This window comes from Micromonospora sp. NPDC049107 (assembly GCF_040648595.1).
Taxonomy (GTDB): Bacteria; Actinomycetota; Actinomycetes; order Mycobacteriales; family Micromonosporaceae; genus Micromonospora.
Genome location: NZ_JBEZEC010000006.1, coordinates 380,040 through 404,743 on the forward strand (window position 1 = coordinate 380,040; position 24,704 = coordinate 404,743).

Consider the following 24,704-nt stretch of genomic DNA (forward strand, 5'->3'; position numbering starts at 1 on the left):
GTCGTTCGGTCGCGGTGTTAGGGTCCGACCACCGCCCCGGATGGAGGAAACGATGCCCTCCGACCACGTTGACGTGCTCATCGTCGGCGCCGGCCTGTCCGGCGTCGGCGCGGCCTGCCACCTGCGCCGCGACTGCCCCGACAAGACGTACGCGGTGCTGGAGGCGCGCGACGCGGTCGGCGGCACCTGGGACCTGTTCCGCTACCCGGGCGTCCGGTCCGACTCGGACATGTTCACCCTCGGCTACGCGTTCCGGCCATGGACCGACGCGCGGTCGATCGCCGACGGCGCGAGCATCCTCGAGTACGTGCGCGAAACGGCCCGGGAGTACGACGTGCAGCGGCACATCCGCTTCTCCCACCGGGTGACGCGCGCCGAGTGGGACAGCGACGCCGCCCGCTGGACGGTGTACGCCGAGCGCACCGACACCACCGAGACCGTGGTGCTGACCTGCTCGTTCCTGTTCGCCTGCACCGGCTACTACCGGTACGACGAGGGCTATACGCCCGCCCTGCCGGGCGTCGACGCGTACGCCGGGCGGTTGGTGCACCCGCAGCACTGGCCGGACGACCTCGACCACGCCGGCAAGCGGGTGGTGGTGATCGGCAGCGGCGCGACCGCCGTGACGTTGGTGCCGGCCCTGGCGCGGCGGGCCGCCCACGTGACGATGCTGCAACGCTCACCGTCGTACCTCATCGCCCTGGCCGCACGCGACCGGCTGGCCGACGCCCTGCGGCGTCGGCTGCCGGCGGGCGTGGCGTATCCGGTGGTGCGGTGGAAGAACGTGCTGCTGTCCACGGCCACGTTCCAGCTCAGCCGGCGCGCGCCGGGGCTGGTGAGACGGCTGCTGCGGCGGGCCGCGACGCGCCTGCTGCCGGTCGGGTACGACGTCGACCGGCACTTCTCGCCCCGGTACGACCCGTGGGACCAGCGCCTCTGCGTGGTGCCCGACGGCGATCTCTTCACCGCCGTGGCGGAGGGTCGGGCGTCGGTGGTGACCGACAACATCGACACGTTCACCGCCGACGGCCTCCGATTGGCCTCGGGCGACGAGGTGAGCGCCGACATCGTGGTCACCGCGACCGGGCTCAATCTGCTCGCCCTCGGCGGCCTGACGCTGCGCGTCGACGGTGTCGACGTCGACCTGCCCGACACCGTCGCCTACAAGGGCATGATGCTCTCCGGGGTGCCGAACTTCGCGCTGACCATCGGTTACACCAACGCGTCGTGGACCCTCAAGGCCGACCTGGTCGCCGGCTACGTCTGCCGGCTGCTGCGCCACCTGGACCGGACCGGCCAACACGTCGTGACCCCGCTGCCGCCGCCCGGCGATGAGCGGGCGCCGCTGATCGACCTGCGCTCCTCGTACGTGCTGCGCGGTGTCGCGGCCCTGCCCCGGCAGGGCGCGCGGACGCCGTGGCGGCTGCACCAGAACTACGTCCGCGACGTGCTGCTGATGCGGCACGGCCGGCTCGCCGACGAGGGTGTGCGGTTCTCCCGCCGCGCCCGCCAGGGAAGGAGCACCGATCGTGCGGAGGTTTGAGTTCGCCGGCGCGACGGCAGTGGTGACCGGCGCGGCCAGCGGCATCGGCGCGGCGCTGGCGCACGGCCTGGCCCGTCGCGGCTGTGACCTGGTGCTCCTGGACCGGGACGCCGAGCGGCTGGACGCGGTCGTCGCCGCCATCGGCGTCGCGCACCCGGACCGGCGGGTGCACACCTACCGGGTGGACCTCGCCGACCCGGCGGCCACCGCGCGGGTGGCGGTCGAGATCGGCCAGCGTCATCCGCGGATCCGGCTGCTGGTGAACAACGCCGGCGTCGGCCTCGGCGGTCGGTTCGACCAGGTGACGTTCGACGAGTTCAGCTGGGTCATCGAGATCAACTTCCGGGCGGTGGCGCAGGTGACGCACGCGCTGCTGCCCGCGCTCAAGGCCGAACCGGGGGCGCACCTGGTCAACATCTCCAGCCTGTTCGGGCTGATCGCGCCGGCCGGGCAGGTCGCGTACGCGGCGAGCAAGTTCGCCGTCCGGGGCCTGACCGAGGCGCTGCGGCACGAGCTGGTCGACGACGGCATCGGCGTGACGTCGGTGCACCCGGGCGGGATCCGGACCCGGATCACCGAGAACGCCCGCGTCGGCAGCGGCGTGCCGGCCCAGGAGTACGCCGCCGGTCGGGCGCAGTTCGAGAAGCTGCTCACCATCGCCCCTGAGCGGGCCGCCGAGGTGATCCTGCGGGGCGTCGAGCGACGGCGGGGCCGGGTGCTCATCGGCTGGTCGGCGAAGGTGCCCGACCTGTTGGCCCGGATCATGCCGGCGTCGTACCACCGGGTGCTGATGGTCGGCCTGAACCGGGGCGTGGCGCGGCCCGCGCCGGTCCCGCCGCCGGTCGCCGACCCCACCTGATCAGGGCGGGCTGCCGCCGCGCTTCTCCTCCTGGGCCAGCACCGCCTCCCGGTGCTCGGGCTCGTCGCGGCGGGCCAGCTCGGCGGCGAGTCGCGGGTCGGCCACCAACCGCTCCCGGTTGCGGTGCAGGAAGCTCTCGAAACCCCCGGTGTACGGGCAGGCCAACTCGCCGAGCGCCCGCTCCGGCGCGTACCGGCAGCCGGCGCAGTAGTCGCTGATCTCGTCGATGTCGGTGCCGTCCACCGCGTACGGGCGGGTGTCCACCCTGGCCAGGTCGGCGTACTGGCTCATGCCGATCACGGTCGCGTTCATCACCCAGTCGGTGCCGTCGACGAAGCAGCGCTGGAACCAGTCCGCCACCTCGGCGGGACGCCAGCCGCGCTGCAACGCGTAGTTGCCCAGCACCAGCAGCCGGGGGCTCTGGTGCGTCCAGGCCCGGTCCCGGACGGCGGCGAGCACGTCGGCCAGACAGCGCGCCTCCACCGCGTCGGCGTCCAGGTCGGCGAACCACTGCGGCATCGGCTCGGTCGCGGCCAGCCAGTTCGCGCCCCGGAACCGCGGCTCGTGGTACCAGTACAACTGCCAGAGGAACTCCCGCCAACCGAGCAGCCCGCGGATGAACGGCTCCACCGCCGTACGGGGGGCGGCGCCGGACCGCCACGCCTGCTCGGCGGCGCGCACGGCCGGCTCGGGGTGCAGCAGCCCCAGGTTGAACGACGAGGAGAGCGTCGAGTGCGCGAACAGCGGGTCGTCGGCGCTCATCACGTCGGCGTAGCGGCCGAACCCGGGCAGCCGGTACGCGAGGAAGTGCGCCAACCGGGCCTGCGCCTCGTCGTGCGTGGCCGGGTACCGCCGGGGGCCGTCCCGACCGACGAACCGGACCCCGTCGGCCGCCCACCCGTCGAGGTCGCGGCGGACCTGCGCGTCGATGTCGTCCTCGACGATGGGCGGTGGTGGCGGCGGGGTGGCGGGCACGGCGGCGGCCTCACCGCGCGGGCGGCGCGGCGTCGGAGCCGAGGCGGCGATCCGGGAGGGCCCGCTGAGCACCTCGTGCCGGCGACGGGCCTGCCGGTAGTAGTCGGCCATCCGCAGCGGGCCGCGCCGGGTGCGGTCCGCCCAGGCCGCGAAGTCGGACTGGCTGGTGATGAAACCGCGCGGCGGCAGCACGGTCAGGCCGGGCACCGAACGGGCGAACGCCAGCGCGGCCCGGGAGTGCGGGTGGCACACCTCCACCGGCTCGGTGACCTGCGTCAGTGCCTCGCGGAACGTGTCGGTGCGCAGCAGTAGCGCCCGGTCGCCCAGCTCGGCGGCGCGGTGGCGCAGGGCGGAGAGGATCAGGTGCGCCTTCTGCCGGTGCATCGGGCGGCGGCGGAACAGCTCCCGGATCTCCACCAGGAGGACCGGTTGATCGGGGTCGTCGAGGAAATGTGGCCCGAGTTGGTCGGCCAGCAACCATCGGCGGCGTAACATCCCGCAATTCTGCCCATTTTCGGGCCGTCCCGCGCGCCGGCAGGCCGGATGATCGATGTCTGATCCAGATCGATGTCAGGCCGTACGGCTCGTGACGGCCCCGGCGTCACGTTCGCGCAGCACCACCGTCAGGGCCACGAGGGCGACCAGCAGCAGCGCGAGCACCGGCACCGGGGCCGGTCCGAGCGGCACGAGCAGCGCCACCGCGGCGACGACCGGATAGGCGACCACCACCGCGCCGTGCTGTTGGCGGCGGACGTGCAGCACCCAGACGGTGAGCAGGAAGACGGCCAGCGGTACGGCCACCGCGTACGCGGCGGTCGTTCCGGACACGTGCGCGAGGTGCCGCTCGTGGTCCACCACCACGGGCAGGCCGGCGCCGACGGCGGCGATCGCGGCGAAGACGAGGTAGTGGCCGTAGCCCCAGACCAGGGAGTACGGCAGCCGGTCCGGCGCCTCGACCGGGCGGTCGAAGTAGAGCCACCAGAGCGCGTACACGATGACCGCGCCGGCCGCCGCGAGCGCCCAGAGACCGTGGTCGCCCGCGTCCAGCCCGGTCTGGATCGCCAGGGAGATCGCCAGCACCGCCTCGCCGAGCACGATCAGCGTGAACAGTCCATACCGCTCGCCGATGTGCCCGGGGTGCCACGGGGTCATGCCCGGCCGCTCGGCCACCGCCGGAACGAGCAGGTCGGCGAGCGCCAGCAGCAGGAACGTGACGATGCCCCAGTCGTCCGGCAGCGCCAGCCGCAGCAGCCAGCCGAGCTGCACGATGGTCACGCCGATCGCGTACCTGCGCGCCGCGGCCCGGTGCGTCGGATCTCCGGCGGCGGCCCGGCTCCACTGCACGACGGCGGCCAGCCGCATGACCACGTACCCGTAGGTGATGACGGTGAAGTCGCCCTCGGCGAACGCGCGCGGCACCCCGGCCGCCAGGATCAACGCCCCGGTGATCTGCACCAGCGTGGTGATCCGGTAGACGTCGTCGTCGGTGTCGTACGCCGAGGCGAACCAGGTGAAGTTCATCCACGACCACCAGATCGCGAAGAACACCATCAGGTAGCTGCGCAGCGCGTGGTCGAGGTGCCCTTCGGCGACGTCGTGGTGCAGGGCGGACGCCGCCTGCGCCACGGCCACCACGAAACACAGGTCGAAGAAGAGTTCCAGTGGAGTGGCCGCGCGGTGCGGCTCGTCCCGGCGGCGGGGCCGCATGGGCCGGTAGAACGGCCGCACCGAACGACTGTGGGTCACCGCAGCTCCTCAGGCCGACCGTCGGGGTCGGGCACACGATAACGGGTGCCGGCGGCGCGGTTACGCCTGATCAGCCGCGCCGACGGCGGTGGGTCAGCCCCTCCAGCACGAGCGTCAGGCCGGCGCCGACCAGCCACACGTCCTTGGCCAGCCCGGCACCCTGCTGCGTCGGTCGGATGCTGCCCTGCCGGCGCATCCCCGGCGTCTTCAGGTAGAGCTGCACGAGACCCGCGCCGAACGCGGTCAGGCCGAGCCCCACCAGGGGCGTCGGCACGAACGGCGCGAGCAGCGCCGCCCCGAGGGCGATCTCCGAGTACGACAGCAGCTTGGCGAACCGGGGTGGGTCCAGTTGGCCGAGCTGCGGCATTGCCGCCACCGCCATCCCGTGCATGGCCTGCGCGGCCTCGCCCTCCAGATTGCGCTTGCCGAGACCCGAGTCGAGGAAGTACGCGCCGATGCTGGCCCGCAGCGGCAGGTGCGCGATTTTCATGATCACTCCCGGTGGCCGTGGTCCGAATCGTGGCCCGCGTACCCCGCGTGACCCGCGATAACCCGCCCCCTGGCCGACTGGGCCGGCCGTGGTGATCGCGGTAGGTTCGCCCGGGGCCCACCGCCGAGCCCGCTTCACCGCCCGGCCCCGGGTCCCGCCACCGACCACCACCAGGAGGCGCAGTGAGCCAGGAAGTCCGGGGAGTCATCTCCCGCAGCAAGGGCGCACCGGTCGAGGTCACCACCATCGTGGTGCCCGACCCCGGCCCCGGTGAGGCGATCGTCCGGGTCCAGTCCTGCGGCGTCTGCCACACCGACCTGCACTACCGCGAGGGCGGCATCAACGACGACTACCCGTTCCTGCTCGGCCACGAGGCGGCCGGCATCGTCGAACAGGTGGGGGAGGGCGTCACCGACGTGGCCCCGGGCGACTTCGTGGTGCTTAACTGGCGGGCGGTCTGCGGCGACTGCCGGGCCTGCCGTCGCGGCCGACCCTGGTACTGCTTCAACACGCACAACGCGAAGCAGCGGATGACCCTCACCGACGGCACGGAACTCACCCCGGCGCTGGGCATCGGCGCGTTCGCCGAGAAGACGCTGGTGCACGCCGGGCAGTGCACGAAGGTGGATCCGGCGGCGCGGCCGGCCGCGGTGGGCCTGCTCGGCTGCGGTGTGATGGCCGGCCTCGGCGCGGCCCTGAACACCGGCAACGTGACCCGCGGCGACTCGGTCGCGGTGATCGGCTGCGGTGGCGTCGGGGACGCGGCGGTGGCCGGCGCGGCCCTCGCCGGCGCCACGACGATCGTGGCCGTGGACACCGACAGTCGCAAGCTGGACTGGGCGAGGAAGTTCGGCGCCACGCACACCGTGAACGCCTCCGACACCGATCCGGTCGAGGCGATCCGCGCCGCCACCGGCGGTTTCGGCGCGGACGTGGTCATCGACGCGGTGGGCCGACCGGAGACCTGGAAGCAGGCGTTCTACGCCCGGGACCTCGCCGGCACCGTCGTGCTGGTCGGCGTACCGACCCCGCAGATGCGGATCGAGCTGCCACTGCTGGACGTCTTCGGGCGCGGCGGCGCGCTCAAGTCCAGCTGGTACGGCGACTGCCTGCCCAGCCGGGACTTCCCGATGCTCACCGAGCTGTACCGGCAGGGCCGCCTCGACCTGGACGCCTTCGTCACCGAGGAGATCGCCCTCGACCAGGTCGAGAACGCGTTCGAGCGGATGCACCACGGCGACGTGCTGCGTTCGGTGGTGGTGTTCTGATGACCGTCCGGGTCGACCACGCGGTCACCGCCGGCACGTTCTCGCTCGACGGGCAGACCTTCGAGGTGGACAACAACGTGTGGGTGATCGGCGACGACGACGAGTGCGTCGTCCTCGACGCGCCGCACGACGTGGCCGCGATCCTCGCGCTGGTGGGCGAGCGCCGGGTGCGGGCCATCCTCGCCACCCACGCGCACGACGACCACGTACGGGTCGCCCCCGAACTGGCCGAGGCCACCGGCGCGCCGATCCTGCTGCACGCCGACGACCGGGTGCTCTGGGACCTGGTCCACCCCCACCTGCCGCCGCACGGCGAACTGCACGACGGGCAGATCGTCAAGGTGGCCGGCACCGCCCTGGAGGTGCTGCACACCCCGGGGCACAGTCCCGGCGCGTGCAGCTTCCACGCCCCGGGCCTGGGCGCGGTGTTCACCGGCGACACCCTGTTCCAGGGCGGACCGGGCGCGACCGGGCGGTCGTACAGCGACTTCGACACCATCGTCGAGTCGATCCGTACCCGGCTGTTGACCCTGCCACCGGACACGGTCGTGCACACCGGCCACGGCGACGACACCACCATCGGCGCGGAGGCCCCGCACCTGCCGGAGTGACTGGCCCGGGGCACTGACCCGAGCGGCCGGCGGACGCCTCAGCGTTCGTCGGCCGCGCCCAGCACCGGTTTCACGTCCAGCACCGGGGTGCCGTCGAGGGCTTCCAGGTCGGCGACCTCGACGCGCAGCCCGTCCACCGCCAGCACCCGGACCCGGTGCAGCCCGATCGGGTTGGGCCGGTGCGGGGAGCGGGTGCTGAACACGCCGGTCACCGGGCGGGTCTCGTCACCACGCGGACGCACCGCCAGGACGTCGCGCCGGGCCCGGTCCAACCAGGTCAGCACCAGCAGCTCCGCGCCGACGTCCAGGTCGCGCAGGGCGGGCTCGACCTGCGGCTCGAACACTAGCGAGGCCGGTGGCGAGCCCTCGTCGCCCTGCCGCGGCGCGGTCGCCGCGTCGGTCAGCGGCGAGGCGACCCGGCCGACCGGACGCAGCAGGTACGCGTCGACCATCGTTGCTCCCTTCGGGACAGTGCCCCGCCAGCCTAGGGCGTTACGATCCGCCGCATGGTCGCCGAGCAGCCCGTACCCGTCGTCCGTCAGCTGCGCCTCGTCGTGGAGGCGGCCGACCACGAGGCCGCCGTGGCGTTCTTCCGGGACGCGCTCGGCCTGCCCGTGGAGGCCGAGTTCACCAGCGACGGGGACGCGCGGGTGGTGATCCTGGACGCCGGCCGGGCCACGTTGGAGATCGCCAACCCAGCGCAGAAGCGCCTGATCGACGAGGTCGAGGTGGGCCGTCAGGTCGCCCCGCGCCTCCGGGTGGCCTTCGAGGTGGACGACGCCGCCGCGACCACGGCCCGGCTGGTCGCCGCCGGTGCGAGGGAGGTCGCGCCGCCGACGCTGACGCCGTGGCGCTCGCTCAACGCGCGCCTCGACGCCCCCGCCGACCTGCACATCACCGTCTTCCAGGAGCTGGACACGGAGCCGGACACGGAGCCGGACACGCCGTGACGGCGACGTCCGAGCGGGACGGGCCGCACGCCGGGGCCCTGACGCCGGCGCAGGCGTCCGCCCTCGCGTACGTGCGGTCGTCGGCGGTGACCGAGCGTCCTGCGGCGCTCGCCACGATCGCCCGCCACCTCGCCGCCGCCGCTGTCGACGAGCCGGCTCAGCGGTTGCTCGCCGCCGTCGAGCGCGGCCGGATCACCGTCAACTTCCACCCGGATCGGTTGTGCGCCGACGGGCGTGCCGTCGCGACCGCGCTGGCCGAGGACGGGGTGTACCGCAGTCAGTTCGTCACGGGGATCTCCGCCGGTGGCCTCACCGCGTACCCCGGTGGCGACCGGGACCGTTGGGAGCGGCGGATGTTCGGCGGCGCGTACCAACAGACCGGGGTGACCCCGGCGGACCGCCCGATCTACGGTGGGTTGAACCTGCTCGACCACGCCGACGGCGCCTGCCCCCGCTTCGGCTCCTGCCATCTGCGGCTGCGTCCGGCGGTGCTGGCGCGGGCGACCTTCTGCCTCGGCGACAGCTACCTCGGCCCCGGTGTGGTGGGGACGGCGGACGCCTTCGAGGCGGTCCTCGCCGGGCTCCTGGCCGAGGTGGCCCGTACCGGCGTGTGCCTCGGCCGCGCCGAGACGGACGTCGCCGCCCTGGCGCGGACGCTGCTCGACGGCCCGCGCACGCCGGGAACCGTCGGTCGGGCGCTCGACGACTACGTGGAGGCCCAGGTCCACGGCGCTCTCGACCTCGCGTCCGACGTCGAGGAGCTGGTTGCGGACCCGTCCTTCGTCGGCACCGCCACCGGCGAGCAGTTGGAATCTCTCGCGCGTCGGTACGGTTTCCCGCTGCGCTGGCACCCCGGCTTCGTGCTGCCCGTCGGCGAGGTCGACGCCGAGTTCCGGGGTCCCGCCATCCCGGTGCTCGCGGCCCGCCTGCACCGGGAGTTCGGCCAACCGGACGCGCCGGTGGACGCGGCGCTGATCGGCCGGGGCGCCGTGTCGCTGGTGACCGAGCCCCAGCGGTGGGCCGACCGGGGTCCGGTGGCCGACACCCTTGCGCACCTCAAACAGCTCTGGCACGTGCTCGTCCGGTTCGGCGTGGCCCATCCGGGCTGACCCGTCTGCGTCGATAGTCCGAATCCGCCCACCCGTCACCCGGGTCCGGCCGGCCATCCGAATTCCCCGGTGTGACCGGGTCCCAGCTCGGGGGTGACTCCGGCATTTCCGGAATGACCGACTCGTCAACCCGGTTGTGTCCCCCGTACCGCCGGAGCCCAAACCCCTTTCCCGCGGTCCCTCCCGAGGGGCGTTCACCCCGGAGCGCTCCGCACGATCGAAAGGAACCATCGTGAAGCCCGACTTCACTCGATGGCTCCCCGCCATCGCCAAGGATTCGTACCGCAAGACCGCGCTCGGCGTGGTGGGTGTGGCCGCCCTCGGTGGTCTGGCGCTCGCGCCGACCGCGACCGCCGCCCCGGTCACCTCCGGGCCGCACCAGGGCGCCGTCGCCGCCATCGACCTCGCCACCGGCAAGGCCGCCACCGGCGCTGCGCACCAGGAGCAGCCCGTCGAATCCGGCCTGACCACCGGCTCCGCCACCGGCAAGCCGCCGACCGGCAAGCCGAGCCGCGACGAGCTGATCCCGCACGGCATCGAAGGCGCGCAGTCGCGCATCCCGCTCGACAAGGCGCAGCTCGACAACGCCCGGTCGATCGTCGACGCGGCCAAGAAGACCGGCGTCGGCGACCGTGGCGCGGTGATCGGCGTCGCCACCTCGTTGCAGGAGTCGAAGCTCTACAACCTCGGCCACCTCGGCGCGTCCAACGACCACGACTCGCAGGGCCTGTTCCAGCAGCGTCCGTCGTCCGGTTGGGGTTCGCCCGAGCAGATCACCGACCCGGAGTACGCCGCCACGGCGTTCTTCGACGCGCTCAAGAACGTGGGCGGTTGGCAGGACCTGCCGCTAACCACCGCCGCGCAGACCGTGCAGGTCTCCGCGTTCCCGTACGCGTACGCGCAGTGGGAGGAGCAGGCGGCGGACCTCGTCCAGCAGCTCTGGTGACAGCATCCTGAACACACCGGCCGGCTCCCGTCACGGGGGCCGGCCGGTCTCGTCTTTCGTCAGCAGGGGGCGTAGAGGCGGCGGGTGCCATCCCCGGCGGCGTACACCGCCCGGTCGCTGAACCGGCAGCCGTAGTCGGGTCGGGCCACCACCGCCGGATCGGTCACGGTGTCGCCGGCCGGGCGCTTGCCGGTGCGTACCCAGGACACCAGGTCGTCCCAGGCGGCCCCGGCCTCGGCCGGGCTGAACTCGCAGTGCTGCGCGGCCCGGATGGCCCGCTGCACCACCAGCCGGCTACGACCGTGCCGTGCCACGTCGGTGGCGTACGCCTGCTCCATGCTGAACGGTACGAACAGGTCACCGAGGTCGTGCAGGCTGACCACCGGCGCGCTGGGACGGCCGGCGATGCGCGGCACCTCCGTCAGCGTCGGCAGCAGCCGCTGCCGGACGTTCTCCGGCGCGACCCGCCGCACGGTCGAGTTCAGGTCGACCGGACTGTTCGGGCGGTAGCGGGTGAGCAGGTTCGTGGCGAGTTGTCCGGGCCGCTGGGCGGGGGAGTCGCCGCCCTCGGTCACCATGATCGAGAAGAGGAAGTCCTTCCACACCGCGAACGCGGCGTCAGCGCCGGGACGCGGCCCGCCCGAACGGTCCACCGTCACGGCCCGCAACTGCTTGCCCCGCTCGGTGGTCGTGTCCGGGCCGGTCGGCGTGAGCCCCGCGAGGCCCAGCGTCGCCTGGATGCGCGGCACCGCGTTGTTCAGGTAGTCGGTCGGCGTGGGGTAGGCCGGCACTCCGGCGAGCGCCTGCGCGACCAGGTTGTAGTCCAGGTAGAAGTCGAGCAGCCTCTGGTCGCCGAGCACCCCGCACATGGGCAGGGCGCCGTCGTAGTAGCCGGGATACTGCTCCAGCGAGCGACCGATGACGTACCCGCCCATGGACACCCCGGCGAGATACGTGCGGTGCGGCCGACGCACCGTCCGGGCGAAGTGGTCCGCGAGATCCTTCGTGCCCAGCACCCCGGAGCGGATGTCGAAGCCGTTGCGGTCGTACGACGACGACGCCCACGCGTACCCCTGGGACAGCAACCGTTGGCGCAGCTCGAAACCCGGCGGCTCCGGCGAGAGAACCGTGCCCTGACCCCGGTAGCCGTGCGCCCACAGCACCAGGTCGCCGTTCCACCGGGCGGGAACCTCGATGATGTACGCGGCGTGCCGGTGCACGCCCTGACGTACCGTCGTCGGTTTACCCGCCACCGTCAGCGGCGTCAGCGGCGGGTTCTGGAAGGTGTAGCCGGGCAGCGGCTGGTCGCCGTCGGAGCCGCGGTCCGCTGCGACGCCTGCTGCGGCGGCGGTGGGTGCGGGGCCGATCAGCCCGACGGCCAGGGTCAGTGTCGCGGTGGCGGCGACCAGGCGGCGCAGGGTGCGAACGGGTACGGACAGCATCGATGCTCCCCATCGGACGGATGTCGCCTGCGGGGGCGACCAGGCGGGACGGTTGCCTACCGGCCGGTAGCGTCCTGAACCTAGGACCGCCTTCGACCGGAGTCAATGGCTACGCTGACCGACCGGTCAGGCCCCGAGGGAGCCCGGTGGCGCTGGGCCTCGACGGCGTGGGTGCCGATCGTCGGCCGGTCCGGTCCGATGCGGTTGACTGTCGTCGTGGACGACTCGATCTGGGCGGCGGCCCGGGCTGCGCGGGGCTGGCTGGACACCGCGAACGGCACCGGGGAGACGGAACTGACCTGCCGAATCCTCAAGCTGACCGAGGAGGCGGGCGAGGCGTCCGCCGCCTGGATCGGCCTGCTCGGGCAGAATCCGCGCAAGGGTGTCACCCACACGCGCGAGGACGTGGCAGCCGAACTGGCCGACGTGGTGTTCACCGCGTTGGTGGCGATCGAGAGCCTGGGACTCGACGCGCGAACCGTTCTGGACTCGTGTGCGAACAAGGTCCGATCTCGCCTGGGCGAGTGAGGCAGCCCGCCGCCGGCCCCCCGGCGGTCGTGCGGTGTCGTGATCGACACGAGTTCGCCGATATCGGGGCATCGACCGGTCCGGGATGCCCCGAGTTCGGCGATCCGGAGTCGATCACCCAGGCCGACCACCGCGCGGGCGGTATGTCCGGTTGTGGGGCCGCTGTGGTGACCCGCTGCACCCGTGGGCCGGAATCGTGGCGGGCCGGGGGTCGTTACACCCTCCGACGATCGCAGGACCACGGCCGAGCCCCCCGCCCCGGGGGAGCCAAGCCCCCGGGAATGGCCCCGGACCGCAGGTCGTTACACCCGGTCCCGGCGCGACGAGCCCTCGCGGATCGTCGGCCCCCGGGGAATGGCCCCGGCCCCCGGGTCGTTACACCCGGACCGGCCGCCACGAGCCCCCCCCGCTCGCAGGCCGCCCCCCAGTCTTTGAGCGCCCGGACGAGGTGCTGACACCCCCGTCACCGATCCCCCGCACTGGTGACGGGTGGGTGTTTCCTACCCCCGAAGGAGCAACCCCCATGAACACGATCTTCCGCAAGAGCATGCTGTCCATCGCTGGTCTCGCGTTCGCCGGTGGCGTCTTCGCCGGCCCCATCGCCGCCCACGCCGCCACCCCGGCCGTGGACGCCAAGCCCGCCGCGGTGCAGACCACCGCACCCAAGCCGCAGGGCGACCAGTCGCACATCGACCTCAACGGCGAGCAGACCGCCAACGCCAAGGCCATCATCGCCGCCACCAAGAAGGCCGGCCTGCCCGAACGGGCCGCGGTCATCTCCATCGCCACCAGCCTGCAGGAGTCCAAGCTGGAAAACCTGGGCCACCTCGGCGACGCCAACGACCACGACTCCCTCGGCCTGTTCCAGCAGCGCCCGACCAGCGGTTGGGGCACCCCCGAGCAGATCACCAACCCCGAGTACTCCACCACCGCGTTCCTCAAGGGCCTGCGCCAGGTCGACGGCTGGCAGGACATGCCCCTGACCGACGCCGCCCAGACCGTCCAGGTCTCCGCCTACCCCGACGCCTACGCCCAGTGGGAGCAGCAGGCCACCGACCTGGTCGCCCACAACTGGAACAGCTAAGACACACAGATGGCCGGCACCCGACAACGGGTGCCGGCCATCGCCGCATTTCCAGACCTCGGCGGCGTCGGGGTGGGCCTACCGTCGGTGGCGTGATGCCTGTGGGTCATCAAGATGACGCACAGGCATCACGCTTGTTGGGGCGGTGTCGGGTGGCGGCGTCGCGGCGTGGGGTGGGGCCGGGGTGGGCCTACCGCCGGCGGCGTGATGCCCGCGGGTCATCACGATGGCCCAAGCTGTCCCGGTGGACGCCGTCGGTGGCCAGCGGGCTGCGGATCCCGCGTGGCGACGTAGCGCAGTGGCGTTGTCAGCGCGCGGTGATCCGATCGACGATCGCGTCCGTACCCTCCGGCGGGGACCGGCGGAGGGACAGGGCATGGCCGTGGTGGGTGACGGCAGCGAGCATCAGGCGGCACGCCGAACAGGTCGGCAATTCGCGCAGACGATGGCGGCGGCTCGGACGGCTGCGGCGCACCTGCCGGCCGACGACCCGGCGACGAGCCAACCGGGGTCCGAGCCGGCCAGCCGGGACCGGGAGACCAGCACAGCGGAACCGCCGCCCGAGACAGAGCCTCGCCCAGCGTCCGACGCAGGCTCACCTGCGGGCCGGGACGTTGCGCCGCATTCGAGGCAGGACACGGAGGTAGGGCCACCGGAGGCGGAGGTCGCGTCGGGACGCTGGTCCGTCGGTGCCCGCCTGCTGCTGACCGCCGCTGCCGTCGTGCTGGTGCTCGGCGTCATGGCCGTCGCGGTGATCGTGAGTGACCCCTACCGCCTCGGTCAGACCTACAGTGACACGGGTCCGCAGGACACGAGGCAGGACGCCGCGGCGGCATCCGACCAGACGATGACCGCGTCGTTGGCGGGCCGGCAGAAGGCCACCTTCGTACTCGTCGACGGGTTGACGTCGTTCGACCTGCGGGTGACGGACCTGGGTGACGACCTCTACCGGATCAGCAGCCCGTCCGGCACGGGTGTGGCTGCCCGGCCGGTGCTCGACGGGGAGACGGTCCGGCTCGGCGTGGTGGCCGCCGGCGCGTCCGATGGACGGGCCGTACGGGTGTTGCTCAGCGAGCGGGTCGCCTGGCGTCTGCGCCTGGAGGGTGGGGTCAGTGAGCAGGTGCTGGATCTGACGCGGGCGCGTCTGCGGGGAGTGGACCTTGTCGGCGGCTCCGCTCGTACCGATCTCATCCTGCCGCCCGTGGATCGCGGCGTCATGACGGTGCGGTTGACCGGCGGGACCAGCCGGCTCTCCGTCCGGGTGCCGGGCACGCCGCCGGTGCGGGTGCGCGCGGGCTCGGGCGCCGGCTCGGTGGTGGTCCGCGACCAGCGGTGGAACGGGGTCGCCGCCGGGGATCTGGTGAGCACGCCGGGATGGGACCGCTCGTCCAACCGGATCTTTCTGGACCTGGTCGCGGGCGTCAACGCGGTGACGGTGGCCGAGGCCCGGTGACGGCGGGCCGGCTTCAGCGGCCGGGGTGACGCCGGGTGGATCGAGCGCGGGTCCGAGCGCCCGCGCGGTTGAGTTGGGGGTCACCCCGAACCGGAAGCGCCGCTGTCGGTGGAGCGCGCGAGCGTACAGTCGGGCGGTGGAGCGTACCGAATCGATGCTGGCGCAGACCCGACCGCCCGGCGTGGCCGACGTCGATCCCGGCAGCGTGCTGCTGCCCGGCCACGACGTGCCGCTCGGTCGGTACACGACGGTGCGGCGTCTGCTGCCGCAGCGGCCCCGACGGATGGTCGGCGCGTGGTGCTTCGTGGACCATTTCGGCCCGGATGATGTGGCGCAGCGACCGGGCATGGAGGTTCCGCCGCACCCGCACACTGGGCTGCAGACGGTGACGTGGCTGCTCGACGGCGAGATCATCCACCGGGACAGCCTGGGCAACGTCCAGGCGATCCGACCCGGCCAGTTGAACGTGATGACCTCCGGGCACGGCATCGCCCACTCGGAGCGGTCGCCGGCCACGCACCCGCCGGTGATGCACGGTGTGCAGCTCTGGGTGGCGCTGCCGGACCCGGCGCGGGCCGGCGCGGCCGACTTCGCCCACCACGCCGACCTGCCGCGCTGGCGCGACGGTGAGGTCGACGCGACGCTGCTGGTGGGCGAGTTCGCCGGGCAGCGGTCGCCGGCGGTGGTGCACACCCCGCTGGTGGGCGTGCAGCTCGAGCTGGGCGGGTCCGCGCCGACGACGCTCCCGTTGCGACCCGACTTCGAGTACGCCGTGTTGGCGATGTCCGGCGCGGCCGAGGCCGCCGGGGTGGGCTTCGAGCCGGGGGCGCTGCTCTATCTGGGTACGGGTCGGCGTGAGCTGACCGTGCGCGGCGGGGCGGGGGCGCGGCTGTTGCTGCTGGGCGGTACGCCGTTCGAGGAGCCGCTGGTCATGTGGTGGAACTTCGTGGGCCGTTCGCACGAGGAGATCGCCGAGGCTCGGGACGACTGGATGGCGGGGCGGCGTTTCGGGGTGGTGGCCGACGACGCGGCGTCGCCGCTGCCCGCGCCCGCGCTGCCCACCACCCGGCTCAAGGCCCGCGACCGTACCGGCGGCCTGCACGGCTGACCCGACCCGCTCTGCGGAACGGCCGACCGAGGGCTGACGTGCGTTGGCCCACAGTTCGGCAAAAACTGACCGTACGGAGGATGTTCTGTCGTATGGTTGTACCCGGCAGTGCTGACCGCTCGGTTCGGGCGGGCATCCACCGCCTGGTGGCCGCGACCGGTTCGGACGTGGTCCACCGCCTGGGCAGGTTTGCGTGGCGCCCCCGGTCGCGGTTCGTGGCCAAGGGGCGCCCGCCTGTCCCGGCGAGGCTCCCGCCCGTGACGCAGCCGGGCCTCAGCTCTCAATGCGCCAGCCCCGCCAGCAGGTTCACCGTGACGGCGATGACGAACGCGCCGAACAGGTACGACACCATCGAGTGCCGCAGCACCGTCCGGCGCATCTCGTTGCTGGTCAGGTTGGTGTCGGAGACCTGGAACGTCGCCCCGACGGTGAACGCCACGTAGGCGAAGTCCGAGTACCGGGGCGGTTCACTCTGGTTGAAGTTCACCCCGCCGTCCGGGCCCGTGTAGTAGATCCGCGCGTAGCGGGCGGCGAAGACGGTGTGCACGACCAGCCAGGACAGCACCACGCTGAGGACCCCGAGCGCGCCGTACAGGTCGCGGCGTACTCCGGGTGGCGCGGCGTGCGCGCTGGCCAGGACCAGCCCGACGGCCAGCAGGCTGGCGAGGCAGGCGATCAGCAGGACCACGTCCCGGGTGGCCCGGTTGGGGTCCTCGTGCACGGCGAGCTGCGCGGTGCGCGGCGCGTCCATCGGCCAGAGCTTGCGCCAGACCAGCGTCAGCCAGCTCAGCGCGGCGGCGTCCCAGCCGGCCAGCGGGGACAGCGCGGGCGACAGCGCCAGGGCGAAGACGCCGCCCACGAGGACGCCGACGGCCGCCACGATGGCGAGCTGCGTCGCCGCGGGGGTGTGCCCGTCCGGCGGGCGCGACAGCGGACCGGTGCCGGTCATCGGCGACGCCGGCTCGCCACGACGGACGACCCCACCGCGTGGTCAGAGGCCGCGCAGGTGCTGCGACACCCGGTTGTGCTTCTTGTCCCGGGCCTGCGTGGCGCGTTGCGCCGGGCCGACCTCGGGGGCCGCCTCGATGCCGGCCGAGCGGGCCACCTCGGTGCCGTTGGCGTAGTCGACCGGCGGCAGGGCGCGCAGCGCCTTGAGCACGTCCGGCGGGGCGCCTTCGCGTTCGGCCTCGCGGACCACGTCGTCCTTCTCGGCCGGGTAGTCCAGGCTCGACAGGTACTGCAGGACGTCCGCGTAGCTCGCCATGTCTGGGGCTCCCTCGGGGCATGGATTGGTCGCGTCCGGCGGCGGTTACCCGTCCGCCGTCGGGTCACGCCCGGGTCGGTCCGGGAAATCCGGCGTCGTTTCCACCGGGGCGCGGCGGGTACCCGCAGGCGCCGCAGACACAGTTCGAGGGAGTACGCGATGAACTACGACACCTTCGTCGACCAGGTTTCCCAACGCACCCGTACGTCGTCGGAGCAGGCCGTCGAGCTGACCCGGGCGGTGCTGGAGACGTTCGCCGAGCGGCTGACCGGTGGCGAGGTGCTGGACCTGGCTGCCCAGTTGCCGCAGCCGCTGCAACTGGTGCTCAAGCCGAGCCCGAGCACCGAGCAGGCGGACCGCTTCGGGGCGGCCGAGTTCGTGGCGCGCGTGGCGTTGCGGGCGCGGGTCGAGGAGCCGGCGGCGCGGGACGCCGTCCGGGCGGTGTTCACCACGCTGCGCGAGGCGATCACGGGCGGCGAGTTCGACGACGTGGCGACGCAGTTGCCGCGCGACTACCGGGACCTCGTCGAGCAGGCGATGGCCCCCGGCGCGACGCTGCGCCGCGCCTGACGGCGGGCGGAGAAGCAGGCGCACACAGCGGTTGGCCAGGGCAACCATCGACGTCCGGCTTGGCGTGTCGATCCGGCCTGGCCTAACCTGGTCGTGGCGAGGGGAGTACTTCCCACGAACCATTCCGGTCAGTACGGCACGCCCGGCGTGCCTCGGGTGGTTGCCCATCTGGTGATGGGTGAAGGAGACCTCGAACATGACACGGTGTTCGAGGAGACCCCATGACCGAATTGTCCCCCTTGGCGGCGGCGAGTGACCTGACGTCGATCGGTACGCCCACCCTCTGGGCGGTGACGATCGCCGGCGTACTGCTCCTGCTGGTGCTGGACTTCCTGGTGACGCGCAAGCCGCACGAGGTGTCCATGCGCGAGGCGATCGGCTGGTCGGCCTTCTACATCGCCCTGCCGCTGGCCTTCGGCGGCTGGCTCTGGGCCCGCTACGGCTCCCAGCAGGGCGTCGAATACCTGACCGGTTACCTCGTCGAGAAGTCGCTCTCGGTCGACAACCTCTTCGTCTTCATGCTGCTGCTGGCCGCGTTCGCGGTGCCGGCCGTGCTGGCCCAGCGGGTGCTGCTCTACGGCATCGCGGGCGCCCTGGTGCTGCGGGCGGTCTTCATCGCCCTCGGCGCGGCGGCGTTGCAGACCCTCGACTTCGCGTTCCTGCTCTTCGCGATCATCCTCATCGCCACCGCGGTGAAGCTCCTGCGCGACGCCCTCTCCGGGCACGAGCAGGAGGTCGACATCAACACGATGCGCTCGGTCAAGCTGCTGCGCAAGGTCATGCCGGTGGTCGACGACTACCACGGCACCCGGATGACCGTCCGGGAGGGCGCCCGGCGGGCGCTCACCCCGTTCGCCCTGGTGGTGGTCGCGGTGCTGGCCACCGACATCGTTTTCGCCGTCGACTCGGTGCCGGCGGTCTACGGGATCACCGAGGACCCGTACCTGGTCTTCGCCACCAACGCCTTCGCCCTGCTCGGCCTCCGGGCGCTCTACTTCGTCCTGCACGCGGCGCTGAGCCGGCTGGTGCACCTCAGCTACGGTCTGGCGATCATCCTGGCGTTCATCGGGCTCAAGCTGGGTCTGCACTGGGCCCACGGCATCTGGGAGAGCGTGCCGCAGATCCCGACCCTGGCCTCGCTCGGCGTGATCATCGGCGTGCTGGTGGTGGTCACCCTGACCAGCCTGCGCGCCACCCGGGGCGGCACGCCCGCCGAGCGCGAGGTCGTGACCGAACGGCACTGACCGCGCCGCGCCGGGCCCACGAGGGGGTACGCGGGAAAGCTCCCGCCCCGGCCGGCCCGGGTGGTACGACTGTGCAATGGGAATCGTGTCACCGGGCTTCCAGGGTCGGCCCCGATCACAGGAGCCGGCCCTGCCGCCCGGTCAGTACCTGACCGAGGATTTCCCGGTGCTCTCGGCCGGCCCGACACCCCGGGTCTCCCTGGACACCTGGGAGTTCGTCATCGCCGCCGAGAACGGCACCGAGTACCGGTGGTCGTGGCAGGAGTTGATGGCGCTTCCGCAGGAGACGCCGACCGTCGACATCCACTGCGTCACCCACTGGTCGAAGCTCGGCACCTCCTGGACGGGCGTCTCCCTGGACACCCTGCTCGACGGTGTGGACACTGGCGCGCACTTCGCGCTCGCGCACTCCTACGGCGGCTACACCACCAACCTGCCCCTGGACGACCTGCGCGGCGGCCGGGCGTGGGTGGCGCACACCTTCGACGGCGCACCGCTGCCGGCCGAGCACGGCGGGCCGGCCCGGCTGCTCGTGCCGCACCTGTACTTCTGGAAGTCCGCCAAGTGGGTGCGCGGCATCCGGCTCAAGACGATGGATGAGCCGGGTTTCTGGGAGACCGCCGGGTACCACGACTACGGCGACCCGTGGCGCGAGCAGCGGTACCAGGGTGACTGAGCGGGCCGTGGCGACGGGCACCCCGGCCCGCGCGCCGATCAAGTGGCAGGTGGCCCGGCTGGTGGAGCGCCGGGTGGAGACGGCGTCCGCGCAGACGCTGGTCCTGGAGGTGCCCGACTGGCCGGGGCACCTGCCCGGCCAGCACGTCGACGTGCGCCTGACCGCCCCGGACGGCTACCAGGCCGCCCGGTCGTACTCGATCGCCGGGCCGGTCGTGGACGGGCCCGGCGGCCCGCGCATCGAGGTGACCGTCCAGCGGGTCCACGACGGCGAGGTGTCCCCGTACCTCATCGATGTCTTCGCCGCCGGCGACCCGGTGGAGATCCGCGGACCGCTCGGTGGCTGGTTCATCTGGCGTCCGGAGCAGACCGATCCGGTGCAGCTCGTGGCCGGCGGCTCCGGGGTCGTCCCGCTGATGGCGATGATCCGGGCGCGGCGGGAGGTCGGCAGCAAGGTGCCGTTCCGGCTGATCTACTCGGTCCGCACGCCCCAGGACGTGATCTACGCCGACGAGCTGCGCCGCCGGGGCCGCGACGACTTCGGCCTGGACGTGGCGTACGTCTACACGCGCGAGGCCCCCGACGGGTGGCGCGGCGAGCCGCACCGGGTCGGCCTGGCCGACGTCAACACCCACGGCTGGCCGCCGGATCTGCAACCGCTCACCTACGTCTGCGGTCCGACCGGGTTCGTGGAGGCCGTGGCCGACCTGCTGGTGGGGCTGGGCCATCAGTCGCGGCGGATCAGGACCGAACGCTTCGGCCCCACCGGCTGAGAGCGCGCCCGCCGCTCACCGTCTTGTCGAGGAGATCCGATGACCAACATGTCCTACCTGGACGGCAACATGCTCGACGGTCCGCTGCGCGAGCTGTTCGCCGTCGACCTGAGCACCGCGATGGGCCGCTGTGAGAACTGCGGGATGACCGGATCGATGGCCAGCCTGCACGTCTACTCGCACGCCCCGGGTCTGGTCGGCCGTTGCCCGTCCTGCGAGTCGGTGATGGTGCGGCTGGTGCGCGGGCCGGACCGGGCCTGGCTGGACATGCGCGGCGTCACCTACCTCCAGGTGCCGATGCCGATGGAGCAGACGCTGCCCGAGCCGCTCTGACGGGGCGGCTCAGCGGGGTGAGCGCGGGAAAGTGGATAAATACTTGATTTTCCATAGTCTTGAATTTATCGATGCTTTCTTGCCCGGTTTCCCGGTATGCGGTCGGATGTCCGGCAACTGTTAAGACAGTTGTCTATTCATCCACCCGTACTGAGGAGAGCCCCATGCGCTGTCGACGCGTACTCCTGGCGGTGGTCATCGCGCTCGCCGCCGGCGCGGTGACCACCACTGCACCCCCGAGCGCCCAGGCTGCCCCGGCCACCTTCACCCATCCCGGTGTGCTGGTCAGCCGGCCGCAGCTCGACTTCGTCAAGGCGAAGGTGCAGGCCGGCGAGCAGCCGTGGCGCAACGCCTACAACCAGATGATGGGCAGCCGATACGCCTCGCTGTCCCGGGTCCCCGCACCGCGCGCGACCGTCGAGTGCGGTCAGACCTCCAACCCGAACTACGGCTGCACCGACGAGCGTGAGGACGCCATCGCCGCGTACACCGACGCGCTGGCCTGGTACATCACCGGCAACTCGGCGTACGCGCAGAAGTCGATCGCCCTGATGGACGCCTGGTCGGCAACCATCCAGCGGCACACCAACGCCAACGCCCCGTTGCAGACCGGCTGGGCCGGCTCGGTCTGGCCGCGCGCCGCCGAGATCATCCGGTACACCTACGGCAACTGGCCCAACCAGGCGCGGTTCGCGACCATGCTGCGCACCGTCTACCTGCCCGTGGTCATCGCCGGTGACTCCCGCACCAGCAACTGGGACCTGACCCTCGCCGAGGCGGCCATCGGCATCTCGATCTTCCTGGAGGACCGCACGTCGTACGACCGGGCGCTCGCCCGGTTCCGGGCCGCCGCCGCCGCGTCCATCTACATCGCCGCGGACGGGGTCCGACCCCTGTACCCGCCGGCCACCAGCGTCGACACCCCCGCCGAACTCGTCTCCCGCTGGCACGGCCAGGCCACCTACACCGACGGGCACGCGCAGGAGACCTGCCGCGACTGGGTCCACACCGGCTACAGCCTCTCCGCCATCTCGCACGTCGCCGAAACCACCCGCATCCAGGGCGGCGACCTCTACCCGGAGCTCCAGGACCGGCTGCGCCACGCGCTCGGCTTCCACACCAAGTACGAGAACGGCACCGCCGTGCCGTCGAGCGTGTGCGGCGGCTCGGTCGTCCTCGGCCTCGGCCCGATCACCGAGGTCGGCTTCAACGCGCTGCACAACCGGATGGGTATCGGCATGGCCAACACCCAGAGTTACACCGAGCGTAAGCGTCCCCAGGGCACGAACAACCTCTTCGTGGCCTGGGAGACCCTGACCCACGCCAACAACCCGGCGTAGCCGGCGGTTCAGGCCGCGGTTTCAGCCCTTGATCGACTCCGTTTCGCTGAACTGGGGGTGTCGAAGTGCCCCGGACACCCCTATATCAGCGAAACGGAGTCGATCAGGGTGCCTCTCGTGCCGGGGTCACGCGGCAGACTGGCCGGGTGGGCACCGATCGTTGGCGCGGCGTTCCGGCGCGGGTCCGGCTGGTCGTGGCGGCGGCTGTGCTGGTCTTCGCGTACGGCGGCGTCGTGCACGTACTCCAGCTGCTCGTCCCCGGTCTCCGGCCGCAACTCGCGCTGCCCGGCTGGCTCGCGGTCTACTTCGCGTCCCTGACCCTGTGGGATCCGTTGGCGGCGCTGCTGCTGGCGGCCCGCCGTCCGGCGGGGCTCGCGCTGGGCTGCGCCGTGCTGGCGACGGACGCCGCCGCCAACGGGTACGCCAACTACGTGCTCGACCCGGCCGGTGGCATCACCCCGGGCCGGATCGGGCAGGCCGTCATCACCGTTCTCGCCCTCGCGTTCGTCGCGCTCACCCCGTGGCTGGCCCGCTGGTTCAGTCCGGCGCGATGAGCGGACGGCGGTACGGGGTCCAGCCGACGAACCGCGCGAACAGGGCCTGCGGCGCGGGCGCGTCGTCGGGATTGAGCCGGTAGAGGTCCCGGATCGCGTCGTGCAGTTGCCCGCACAGGTAGATCGACAGGCCGATCAGGTCGTGTTCGTGTTCGGCCTTGAGCACCAGCCGGGCGGTCGGACAGGGCCACGGGCCACCGCATGCGCGGCAGCACCACATCGGACGCAGCGGCGTGTGCGGCGGTGTGCCGGTCGGCACGGGCGGTGAGGTCACCATGGAACACGCTCCTTCACAGGTGGGGGAGGGGCCGCCGCGGTACAGGGGTTCGCGGCGGCCCCTCGTTCGGTTCCGCCCGTCAGTGGGCCGGGCCGGGCGGTTCCGCTACGTGACAGTCTGCTGACCGGGCCGCTACTGTCGGAAGGCGCGCGAGTCCCACCAGCGCCGATGTACGTGTCAGACGCCCCCGGTGTGCAGAGGTGTGCAGTGGATCGTTTGCCCATGTTGGAGCTGTTCGCCGGCGAGCTGCGTCGGCTGCGGACGGTCGCCGGTCTGTCCCAGGAGGCGCTGAGCGAACGGATCAACTACTCGGCGTCGCTCGTCGCGGCCGTCGAGCAGTGCCGGCGTCCGCCCCGGCTGGAGTTCACCGAGCGCAGCGACCGCGTGCTGGACGCCGACGGCCTGCTGCTGCGCATCCGCGAGACGATGATCCGCGAGTCGGTGATGCCGTGGTTCCGCGAGTGGGTGACGATCGAGCAGGAGGCGACCGCGCTGCGCTCGTTCCAGCCGCTGGTGCTGCCGGGGCTGCTGCAAACCGAGGGCTATGCGCGGGCGCTGCACCAGGGTGCCAGCCCTTTGCTGGGTGATGAGATGGAGCAGCAGGTCGCTGCCCGGATGCAGCGTCAGGGGATTCTCTCTCGCGAGAAGCCGCCCCTGTTCGTCGCCGTGCTCGACGACACCGTCCTGGAACGGCCCGTGGGCGGACCGGCGGTGATGCGCGAGCAGCTACAGCACCTGATTGAGGTCGGTCGGCGGCCACGGGTGCACCTGCACCTCGTACCGCGCAGTGTGGGCGCCTATCCCGGCCTCAACGGGGCTTTCGTGATCGCCACGCCCGCCGACGGGGAGGACGTGGCCTACCTGGACAATCCTCTACAGGGGACGGTGGTCGAGCGCACCGCCGACGTACTATCGCTGCGGCAGTCGTGGGAATCGGTACGGGCCGAGGCGTTGTCGCACCGGCAGACCCTCGACGTGATCACGGAGGCGGCAGCGGCATGGACCTGACCGGCGCGATCTGGCGCAAGAGCACCCGCAGCAGCGGCAATTCCGGCGACTGCATCGAGGTCGCGGCCAACCTGCCGGGCGTGGTGGGTATCCGCGACAGCAAGGACCCGAGCGGCCCGGCGCTGGTCGTCACCCCGGCGGCCTGGCGGGCCTTCGTCACGTTCGTCACGCGCCACTGAGCGGATCGGCGAGCGCCGACCGGATCAGCCTCTCGACCAGCCGTGGCGTGACCGGCTCCAGGGCAAACACCTCGGCCACCCGCTCGGGATCCGTGGTGATGATCGGTCCATAGTTGAGCCACGGGTCGTCGAAGGCAACCCGCTCCTCCAGCCGGACGTCCTGGCCGCCGTCGACGTTCCACACCCGGACCACGACGTGGCGCGGATCGGCCTGGCTGACCGTCCATTGATAGTCGACGTCGTCGACGCGGATTGTCCGCTTCCGGGTCCTGGCCACGGTGCGAGGTTAGGCGGCGGGCGGGCGCGGCGGTAGCGGGATTCGCGCCGGACGAGGGGCTTCGGCGAATACTCGGATGCGGACCGGCGTGCCCATCC

29 protein-coding genes are annotated in these 24,704 nt (G+C 72.3%); 20 read left to right on the forward strand and 9 right to left on the reverse strand.

Annotated features, from left to right (window positions below):
- Positions 1-52 precede the first annotated feature (52 nt).
- The gene (locus AB0B55_RS17585; protein WP_357172215.1) at positions 53-1,543 is read left to right on the forward strand and encodes an NAD(P)/FAD-dependent oxidoreductase; all 1,491 of its coding nucleotides are present in this window, start codon (positions 53-55) and stop codon (positions 1,541-1,543) included.
- The gene (locus AB0B55_RS17590; RefSeq protein ID WP_357172216.1) at positions 1,530-2,402 is read left to right on the forward strand and encodes an SDR family oxidoreductase; all 873 of its coding nucleotides are present in this window, start codon (positions 1,530-1,532) and stop codon (positions 2,400-2,402) included. The genes AB0B55_RS17585 and AB0B55_RS17590 overlap by 14 nt, the downstream gene beginning before the upstream one ends.
- Here the strand turns inward: AB0B55_RS17590 and AB0B55_RS17595 are convergent, their stop codons facing one another.
- The 3 genes from AB0B55_RS17595 to AB0B55_RS17605 all read right to left on the reverse strand — a co-directional run bounded on the left by AB0B55_RS17595 (position 2,403) and on the right by AB0B55_RS17605 (position 5,613).
- Positions 2,403-3,872 (reverse strand): cryptochrome/photolyase family protein, encoded by a 1,470-nt coding sequence (locus AB0B55_RS17595; RefSeq protein ID WP_357121701.1) that lies wholly within the window; start codon positions 3,870-3,872, stop codon positions 2,403-2,405. It lies immediately after the preceding gene.
- Positions 3,873-3,947: 75 nt separating this feature from the next.
- A complete protein-coding gene (locus AB0B55_RS17600) occupies positions 3,948-5,123 on the reverse strand; it encodes a low temperature requirement protein A (RefSeq protein WP_357172218.1) in 1,176 nt (391 codons plus the stop codon).
- Positions 5,124-5,193: 70 nt separating this feature from the next.
- Positions 5,194-5,613: a hypothetical protein gene (locus AB0B55_RS17605; RefSeq protein ID WP_357121707.1), complete on the reverse strand. Its 420-nt coding sequence runs from the start codon at positions 5,611-5,613 to the stop codon at positions 5,194-5,196.
- Between the two features lie 182 nt (positions 5,614-5,795).
- Between AB0B55_RS17605 and AB0B55_RS17610 the strand changes: the two genes are divergently transcribed.
- Both AB0B55_RS17610 and AB0B55_RS17615 read left to right on the forward strand, forming a co-directional pair.
- Entirely contained in the window at positions 5,796-6,881 is a 1,086-nt protein-coding gene (locus AB0B55_RS17610; RefSeq protein WP_357121710.1) for an S-(hydroxymethyl)mycothiol dehydrogenase, read from the forward strand.
- Positions 6,881-7,492 (forward strand): MBL fold metallo-hydrolase, encoded by a 612-nt coding sequence (locus tag AB0B55_RS17615; RefSeq protein WP_357172219.1) that lies wholly within the window; start codon positions 6,881-6,883, stop codon positions 7,490-7,492. The genes AB0B55_RS17610 and AB0B55_RS17615 overlap by 1 nt, the downstream gene beginning before the upstream one ends.
- A gap of 38 nt (positions 7,493-7,530) precedes the next feature.
- Here the strand turns inward: AB0B55_RS17615 and tsaA are convergent, their stop codons facing one another.
- Positions 7,531-7,944: a tRNA (N6-threonylcarbamoyladenosine(37)-N6)-methyltransferase TrmO gene (gene tsaA, locus AB0B55_RS17620; RefSeq protein ID WP_357172221.1), complete on the reverse strand. Its 414-nt coding sequence runs from the start codon at positions 7,942-7,944 to the stop codon at positions 7,531-7,533.
- 54 nt (positions 7,945-7,998) lie between these two features.
- On the opposite strand from tsaA, the gene AB0B55_RS17625 reads away from it, so the two are divergent.
- The 3 genes from AB0B55_RS17625 to AB0B55_RS17635 all read left to right on the forward strand — a co-directional run bounded on the left by AB0B55_RS17625 (position 7,999) and on the right by AB0B55_RS17635 (position 10,497).
- Positions 7,999-8,442, forward strand: coding sequence for a VOC family protein (locus AB0B55_RS17625; RefSeq protein ID WP_357172223.1), 444 nt, complete (start codon positions 7,999-8,001; stop codon positions 8,440-8,442).
- Positions 8,439-9,551 carry a DUF3626 domain-containing protein gene (locus AB0B55_RS17630; RefSeq protein WP_357172225.1) on the forward strand — a complete coding sequence of 371 codons (1,113 nt, stop codon included), beginning with the start codon at positions 8,439-8,441 and terminating at the stop codon, positions 9,549-9,551. Before AB0B55_RS17625 ends, AB0B55_RS17630 begins: the two co-directional genes overlap by 4 nt.
- 232 nt (positions 9,552-9,783) lie before the next feature.
- A complete protein-coding gene (locus AB0B55_RS17635) occupies positions 9,784-10,497 on the forward strand; it encodes a hypothetical protein (protein ID WP_357121725.1) in 714 nt (237 codons plus the stop codon).
- Positions 10,498-10,556: 59 nt separating this feature from the next.
- Here the strand turns inward: AB0B55_RS17635 and AB0B55_RS17640 are convergent, their stop codons facing one another.
- On the reverse strand, positions 10,557-11,939 hold the full coding sequence (locus AB0B55_RS17640; protein ID WP_357172227.1) for a hypothetical protein: 1,383 nt from the start codon (positions 11,937-11,939) through the stop codon (positions 10,557-10,559).
- Positions 11,940-12,155: 216 nt separating this feature from the next.
- Here AB0B55_RS17640 and AB0B55_RS17645 point away from each other — a divergent pair, with 216 nt between their 5' ends.
- The 4 genes from AB0B55_RS17645 to AB0B55_RS17660 all read left to right on the forward strand — a co-directional run bounded on the left by AB0B55_RS17645 (position 12,156) and on the right by AB0B55_RS17660 (position 16,112).
- A complete protein-coding gene (locus tag AB0B55_RS17645) occupies positions 12,156-12,467 on the forward strand; it encodes a MazG-like family protein (protein ID WP_357121731.1) in 312 nt (103 codons plus the stop codon).
- Positions 12,468-12,990: 523 nt separating this feature from the next.
- Positions 12,991-13,551: a hypothetical protein gene (locus AB0B55_RS17650; protein ID WP_357122326.1), complete on the forward strand. Its 561-nt coding sequence runs from the start codon at positions 12,991-12,993 to the stop codon at positions 13,549-13,551.
- Between the two features lie 721 nt (positions 13,552-14,272).
- The gene (locus tag AB0B55_RS17655; RefSeq protein WP_357172229.1) at positions 14,273-15,004 is read left to right on the forward strand and encodes a hypothetical protein; all 732 of its coding nucleotides are present in this window, start codon (positions 14,273-14,275) and stop codon (positions 15,002-15,004) included.
- A 136-nt stretch (positions 15,005-15,140) separates the two neighbouring features.
- The gene (locus AB0B55_RS17660) at positions 15,141-16,112 is read left to right on the forward strand and encodes a pirin family protein (RefSeq protein WP_357172231.1); all 972 of its coding nucleotides are present in this window, start codon (positions 15,141-15,143) and stop codon (positions 16,110-16,112) included.
- Positions 16,113-16,392: 280 nt separating this feature from the next.
- On the opposite strand, the gene AB0B55_RS17665 is transcribed toward AB0B55_RS17660, so the two are convergent.
- A complete protein-coding gene (locus tag AB0B55_RS17665; protein WP_357121742.1) occupies positions 16,393-17,061 on the reverse strand; it encodes a DUF1345 domain-containing protein in 669 nt (222 codons plus the stop codon).
- Between the two features lie 42 nt (positions 17,062-17,103).
- Positions 17,104-17,376 carry a DUF2795 domain-containing protein gene (locus AB0B55_RS17670; protein WP_357121745.1) on the reverse strand — a complete coding sequence of 91 codons (273 nt, stop codon included), beginning with the start codon at positions 17,374-17,376 and terminating at the stop codon, positions 17,104-17,106.
- Between the two features lie 159 nt (positions 17,377-17,535).
- Between AB0B55_RS17670 and AB0B55_RS17675 the strand changes: the two genes are divergently transcribed.
- The 7 genes from AB0B55_RS17675 (at position 17,536) to AB0B55_RS17705 (ending at position 22,865) form a co-directional block, all read left to right on the forward strand.
- Positions 17,536-17,946 (forward strand): DUF2267 domain-containing protein, encoded by a 411-nt coding sequence (locus AB0B55_RS17675; protein WP_357121748.1) that lies wholly within the window; start codon positions 17,536-17,538, stop codon positions 17,944-17,946.
- Between the two features lie 221 nt (positions 17,947-18,167).
- Complete coding sequence (locus tag AB0B55_RS17680; RefSeq protein WP_357121751.1) at positions 18,168-19,190, forward strand: TerC/Alx family metal homeostasis membrane protein; 1,023 nt, start codon at positions 18,168-18,170, stop codon at positions 19,188-19,190.
- 76 nt (positions 19,191-19,266) lie between these two features.
- Positions 19,267-19,866, forward strand: coding sequence for a sulfite oxidase-like oxidoreductase (locus AB0B55_RS17685; RefSeq protein ID WP_357121754.1), 600 nt, complete (start codon positions 19,267-19,269; stop codon positions 19,864-19,866).
- 7 nt (positions 19,867-19,873) lie between these two features.
- Positions 19,874-20,638, forward strand: coding sequence for a ferredoxin reductase (locus AB0B55_RS17690; RefSeq protein ID WP_357122184.1), 765 nt, complete (start codon positions 19,874-19,876; stop codon positions 20,636-20,638).
- Between the two features lie 39 nt (positions 20,639-20,677).
- Positions 20,678-20,971, forward strand: a complete 294-nt coding sequence (locus AB0B55_RS17695; protein WP_355052334.1) for a DUF6510 family protein — start codon at positions 20,678-20,680, stop codon at positions 20,969-20,971.
- 164 nt (positions 20,972-21,135) lie between these two features.
- Complete coding sequence (locus AB0B55_RS17700) at positions 21,136-22,311, forward strand: alginate lyase family protein (RefSeq protein WP_357172233.1); 1,176 nt, start codon at positions 21,136-21,138, stop codon at positions 22,309-22,311.
- A gap of 146 nt (positions 22,312-22,457) precedes the next feature.
- The gene (locus AB0B55_RS17705) at positions 22,458-22,865 is read left to right on the forward strand and encodes a hypothetical protein (RefSeq protein ID WP_357172235.1); all 408 of its coding nucleotides are present in this window, start codon (positions 22,458-22,460) and stop codon (positions 22,863-22,865) included.
- On the opposite strand, the gene AB0B55_RS17710 is transcribed toward AB0B55_RS17705, so the two are convergent.
- The gene (locus tag AB0B55_RS17710) at positions 22,849-23,142 is read right to left on the reverse strand and encodes a hypothetical protein (protein ID WP_357121764.1); all 294 of its coding nucleotides are present in this window, start codon (positions 23,140-23,142) and stop codon (positions 22,849-22,851) included. The two genes, AB0B55_RS17705 and AB0B55_RS17710, sit on opposite strands and share 17 nt — an antisense overlap.
- Before the next feature lie 222 nt (positions 23,143-23,364).
- Between AB0B55_RS17710 and AB0B55_RS17715 the strand changes: the two genes are divergently transcribed.
- Together AB0B55_RS17715 and AB0B55_RS17720 are read left to right on the forward strand one after the other, a co-directional pair.
- Entirely contained in the window at positions 23,365-24,150 is a 786-nt protein-coding gene (locus AB0B55_RS17715; protein ID WP_357121766.1) for a helix-turn-helix transcriptional regulator, read from the forward strand.
- On the forward strand, positions 24,141-24,329 hold the full coding sequence (locus tag AB0B55_RS17720; RefSeq protein ID WP_357121770.1) for a DUF397 domain-containing protein: 189 nt from the start codon (positions 24,141-24,143) through the stop codon (positions 24,327-24,329). The genes AB0B55_RS17715 and AB0B55_RS17720 overlap by 10 nt, the downstream gene beginning before the upstream one ends.
- On the opposite strand, the gene AB0B55_RS17725 is transcribed toward AB0B55_RS17720, so the two are convergent.
- Positions 24,316-24,606: a hypothetical protein gene (locus tag AB0B55_RS17725; RefSeq protein WP_357121773.1), complete on the reverse strand. Its 291-nt coding sequence runs from the start codon at positions 24,604-24,606 to the stop codon at positions 24,316-24,318. The genes AB0B55_RS17720 and AB0B55_RS17725 overlap by 14 nt on opposite strands.
- Between the last annotated feature and the right edge of the window lie 98 nt (positions 24,607-24,704).

Bases quoted from the DNA above. Each gene is read 5' to 3' on its own strand.
- AB0B55_RS17585 (WP_357172215.1), top strand. From the start codon at position 53: ATGCCCTCCGACCACGTTGACGTGCTCATCGTCGGCGCCGGCCTGTCC.
- AB0B55_RS17595 (WP_357121701.1), bottom strand. From the start codon at position 3,872: ATGTTACGCCGCCGATGGTTGCTGGCCGACCAACTCGGGCCACATTTC.
- AB0B55_RS17605 (WP_357121707.1), bottom strand. From the start codon at position 5,613: ATGAAAATCGCGCACCTGCCGCTGCGGGCCAGCATCGGCGCGTACTTC.
- AB0B55_RS17615 (WP_357172219.1), top strand. From the start codon at position 6,881: ATGACCGTCCGGGTCGACCACGCGGTCACCGCCGGCACGTTCTCGCTC.
- tsaA (WP_357172221.1), bottom strand. From the start codon at position 7,944: ATGGTCGACGCGTACCTGCTGCGTCCGGTCGGCCGGGTCGCCTCGCCG.
- AB0B55_RS17625 (WP_357172223.1), top strand. From the start codon at position 7,999: ATGGTCGCCGAGCAGCCCGTACCCGTCGTCCGTCAGCTGCGCCTCGTC.
- AB0B55_RS17640 (WP_357172227.1), bottom strand. From the start codon at position 11,939: ATGCTGTCCGTACCCGTTCGCACCCTGCGCCGCCTGGTCGCCGCCACC.
- AB0B55_RS17650 (WP_357122326.1), top strand. From the start codon at position 12,991: ATGAACACGATCTTCCGCAAGAGCATGCTGTCCATCGCTGGTCTCGCG.
- AB0B55_RS17665 (WP_357121742.1), bottom strand. From the start codon at position 17,061: ATGACCGGCACCGGTCCGCTGTCGCGCCCGCCGGACGGGCACACCCCC.
- AB0B55_RS17670 (WP_357121745.1), bottom strand. From the start codon at position 17,376: ATGGCGAGCTACGCGGACGTCCTGCAGTACCTGTCGAGCCTGGACTAC.
- AB0B55_RS17675 (WP_357121748.1), top strand. From the start codon at position 17,536: ATGAACTACGACACCTTCGTCGACCAGGTTTCCCAACGCACCCGTACG.
- AB0B55_RS17680 (WP_357121751.1), top strand. From the start codon at position 18,168: ATGACCGAATTGTCCCCCTTGGCGGCGGCGAGTGACCTGACGTCGATC.
- AB0B55_RS17685 (WP_357121754.1), top strand. From the start codon at position 19,267: ATGGGAATCGTGTCACCGGGCTTCCAGGGTCGGCCCCGATCACAGGAG.
- AB0B55_RS17695 (WP_355052334.1), top strand. From the start codon at position 20,678: ATGACCAACATGTCCTACCTGGACGGCAACATGCTCGACGGTCCGCTG.
- AB0B55_RS17700 (WP_357172233.1), top strand. From the start codon at position 21,136: ATGCGCTGTCGACGCGTACTCCTGGCGGTGGTCATCGCGCTCGCCGCC.
- AB0B55_RS17710 (WP_357121764.1), bottom strand. From the start codon at position 23,142: ATGGTGACCTCACCGCCCGTGCCGACCGGCACACCGCCGCACACGCCG.
- AB0B55_RS17715 (WP_357121766.1), top strand. From the start codon at position 23,365: ATGTTGGAGCTGTTCGCCGGCGAGCTGCGTCGGCTGCGGACGGTCGCC.
- AB0B55_RS17720 (WP_357121770.1), top strand. From the start codon at position 24,141: ATGGACCTGACCGGCGCGATCTGGCGCAAGAGCACCCGCAGCAGCGGC.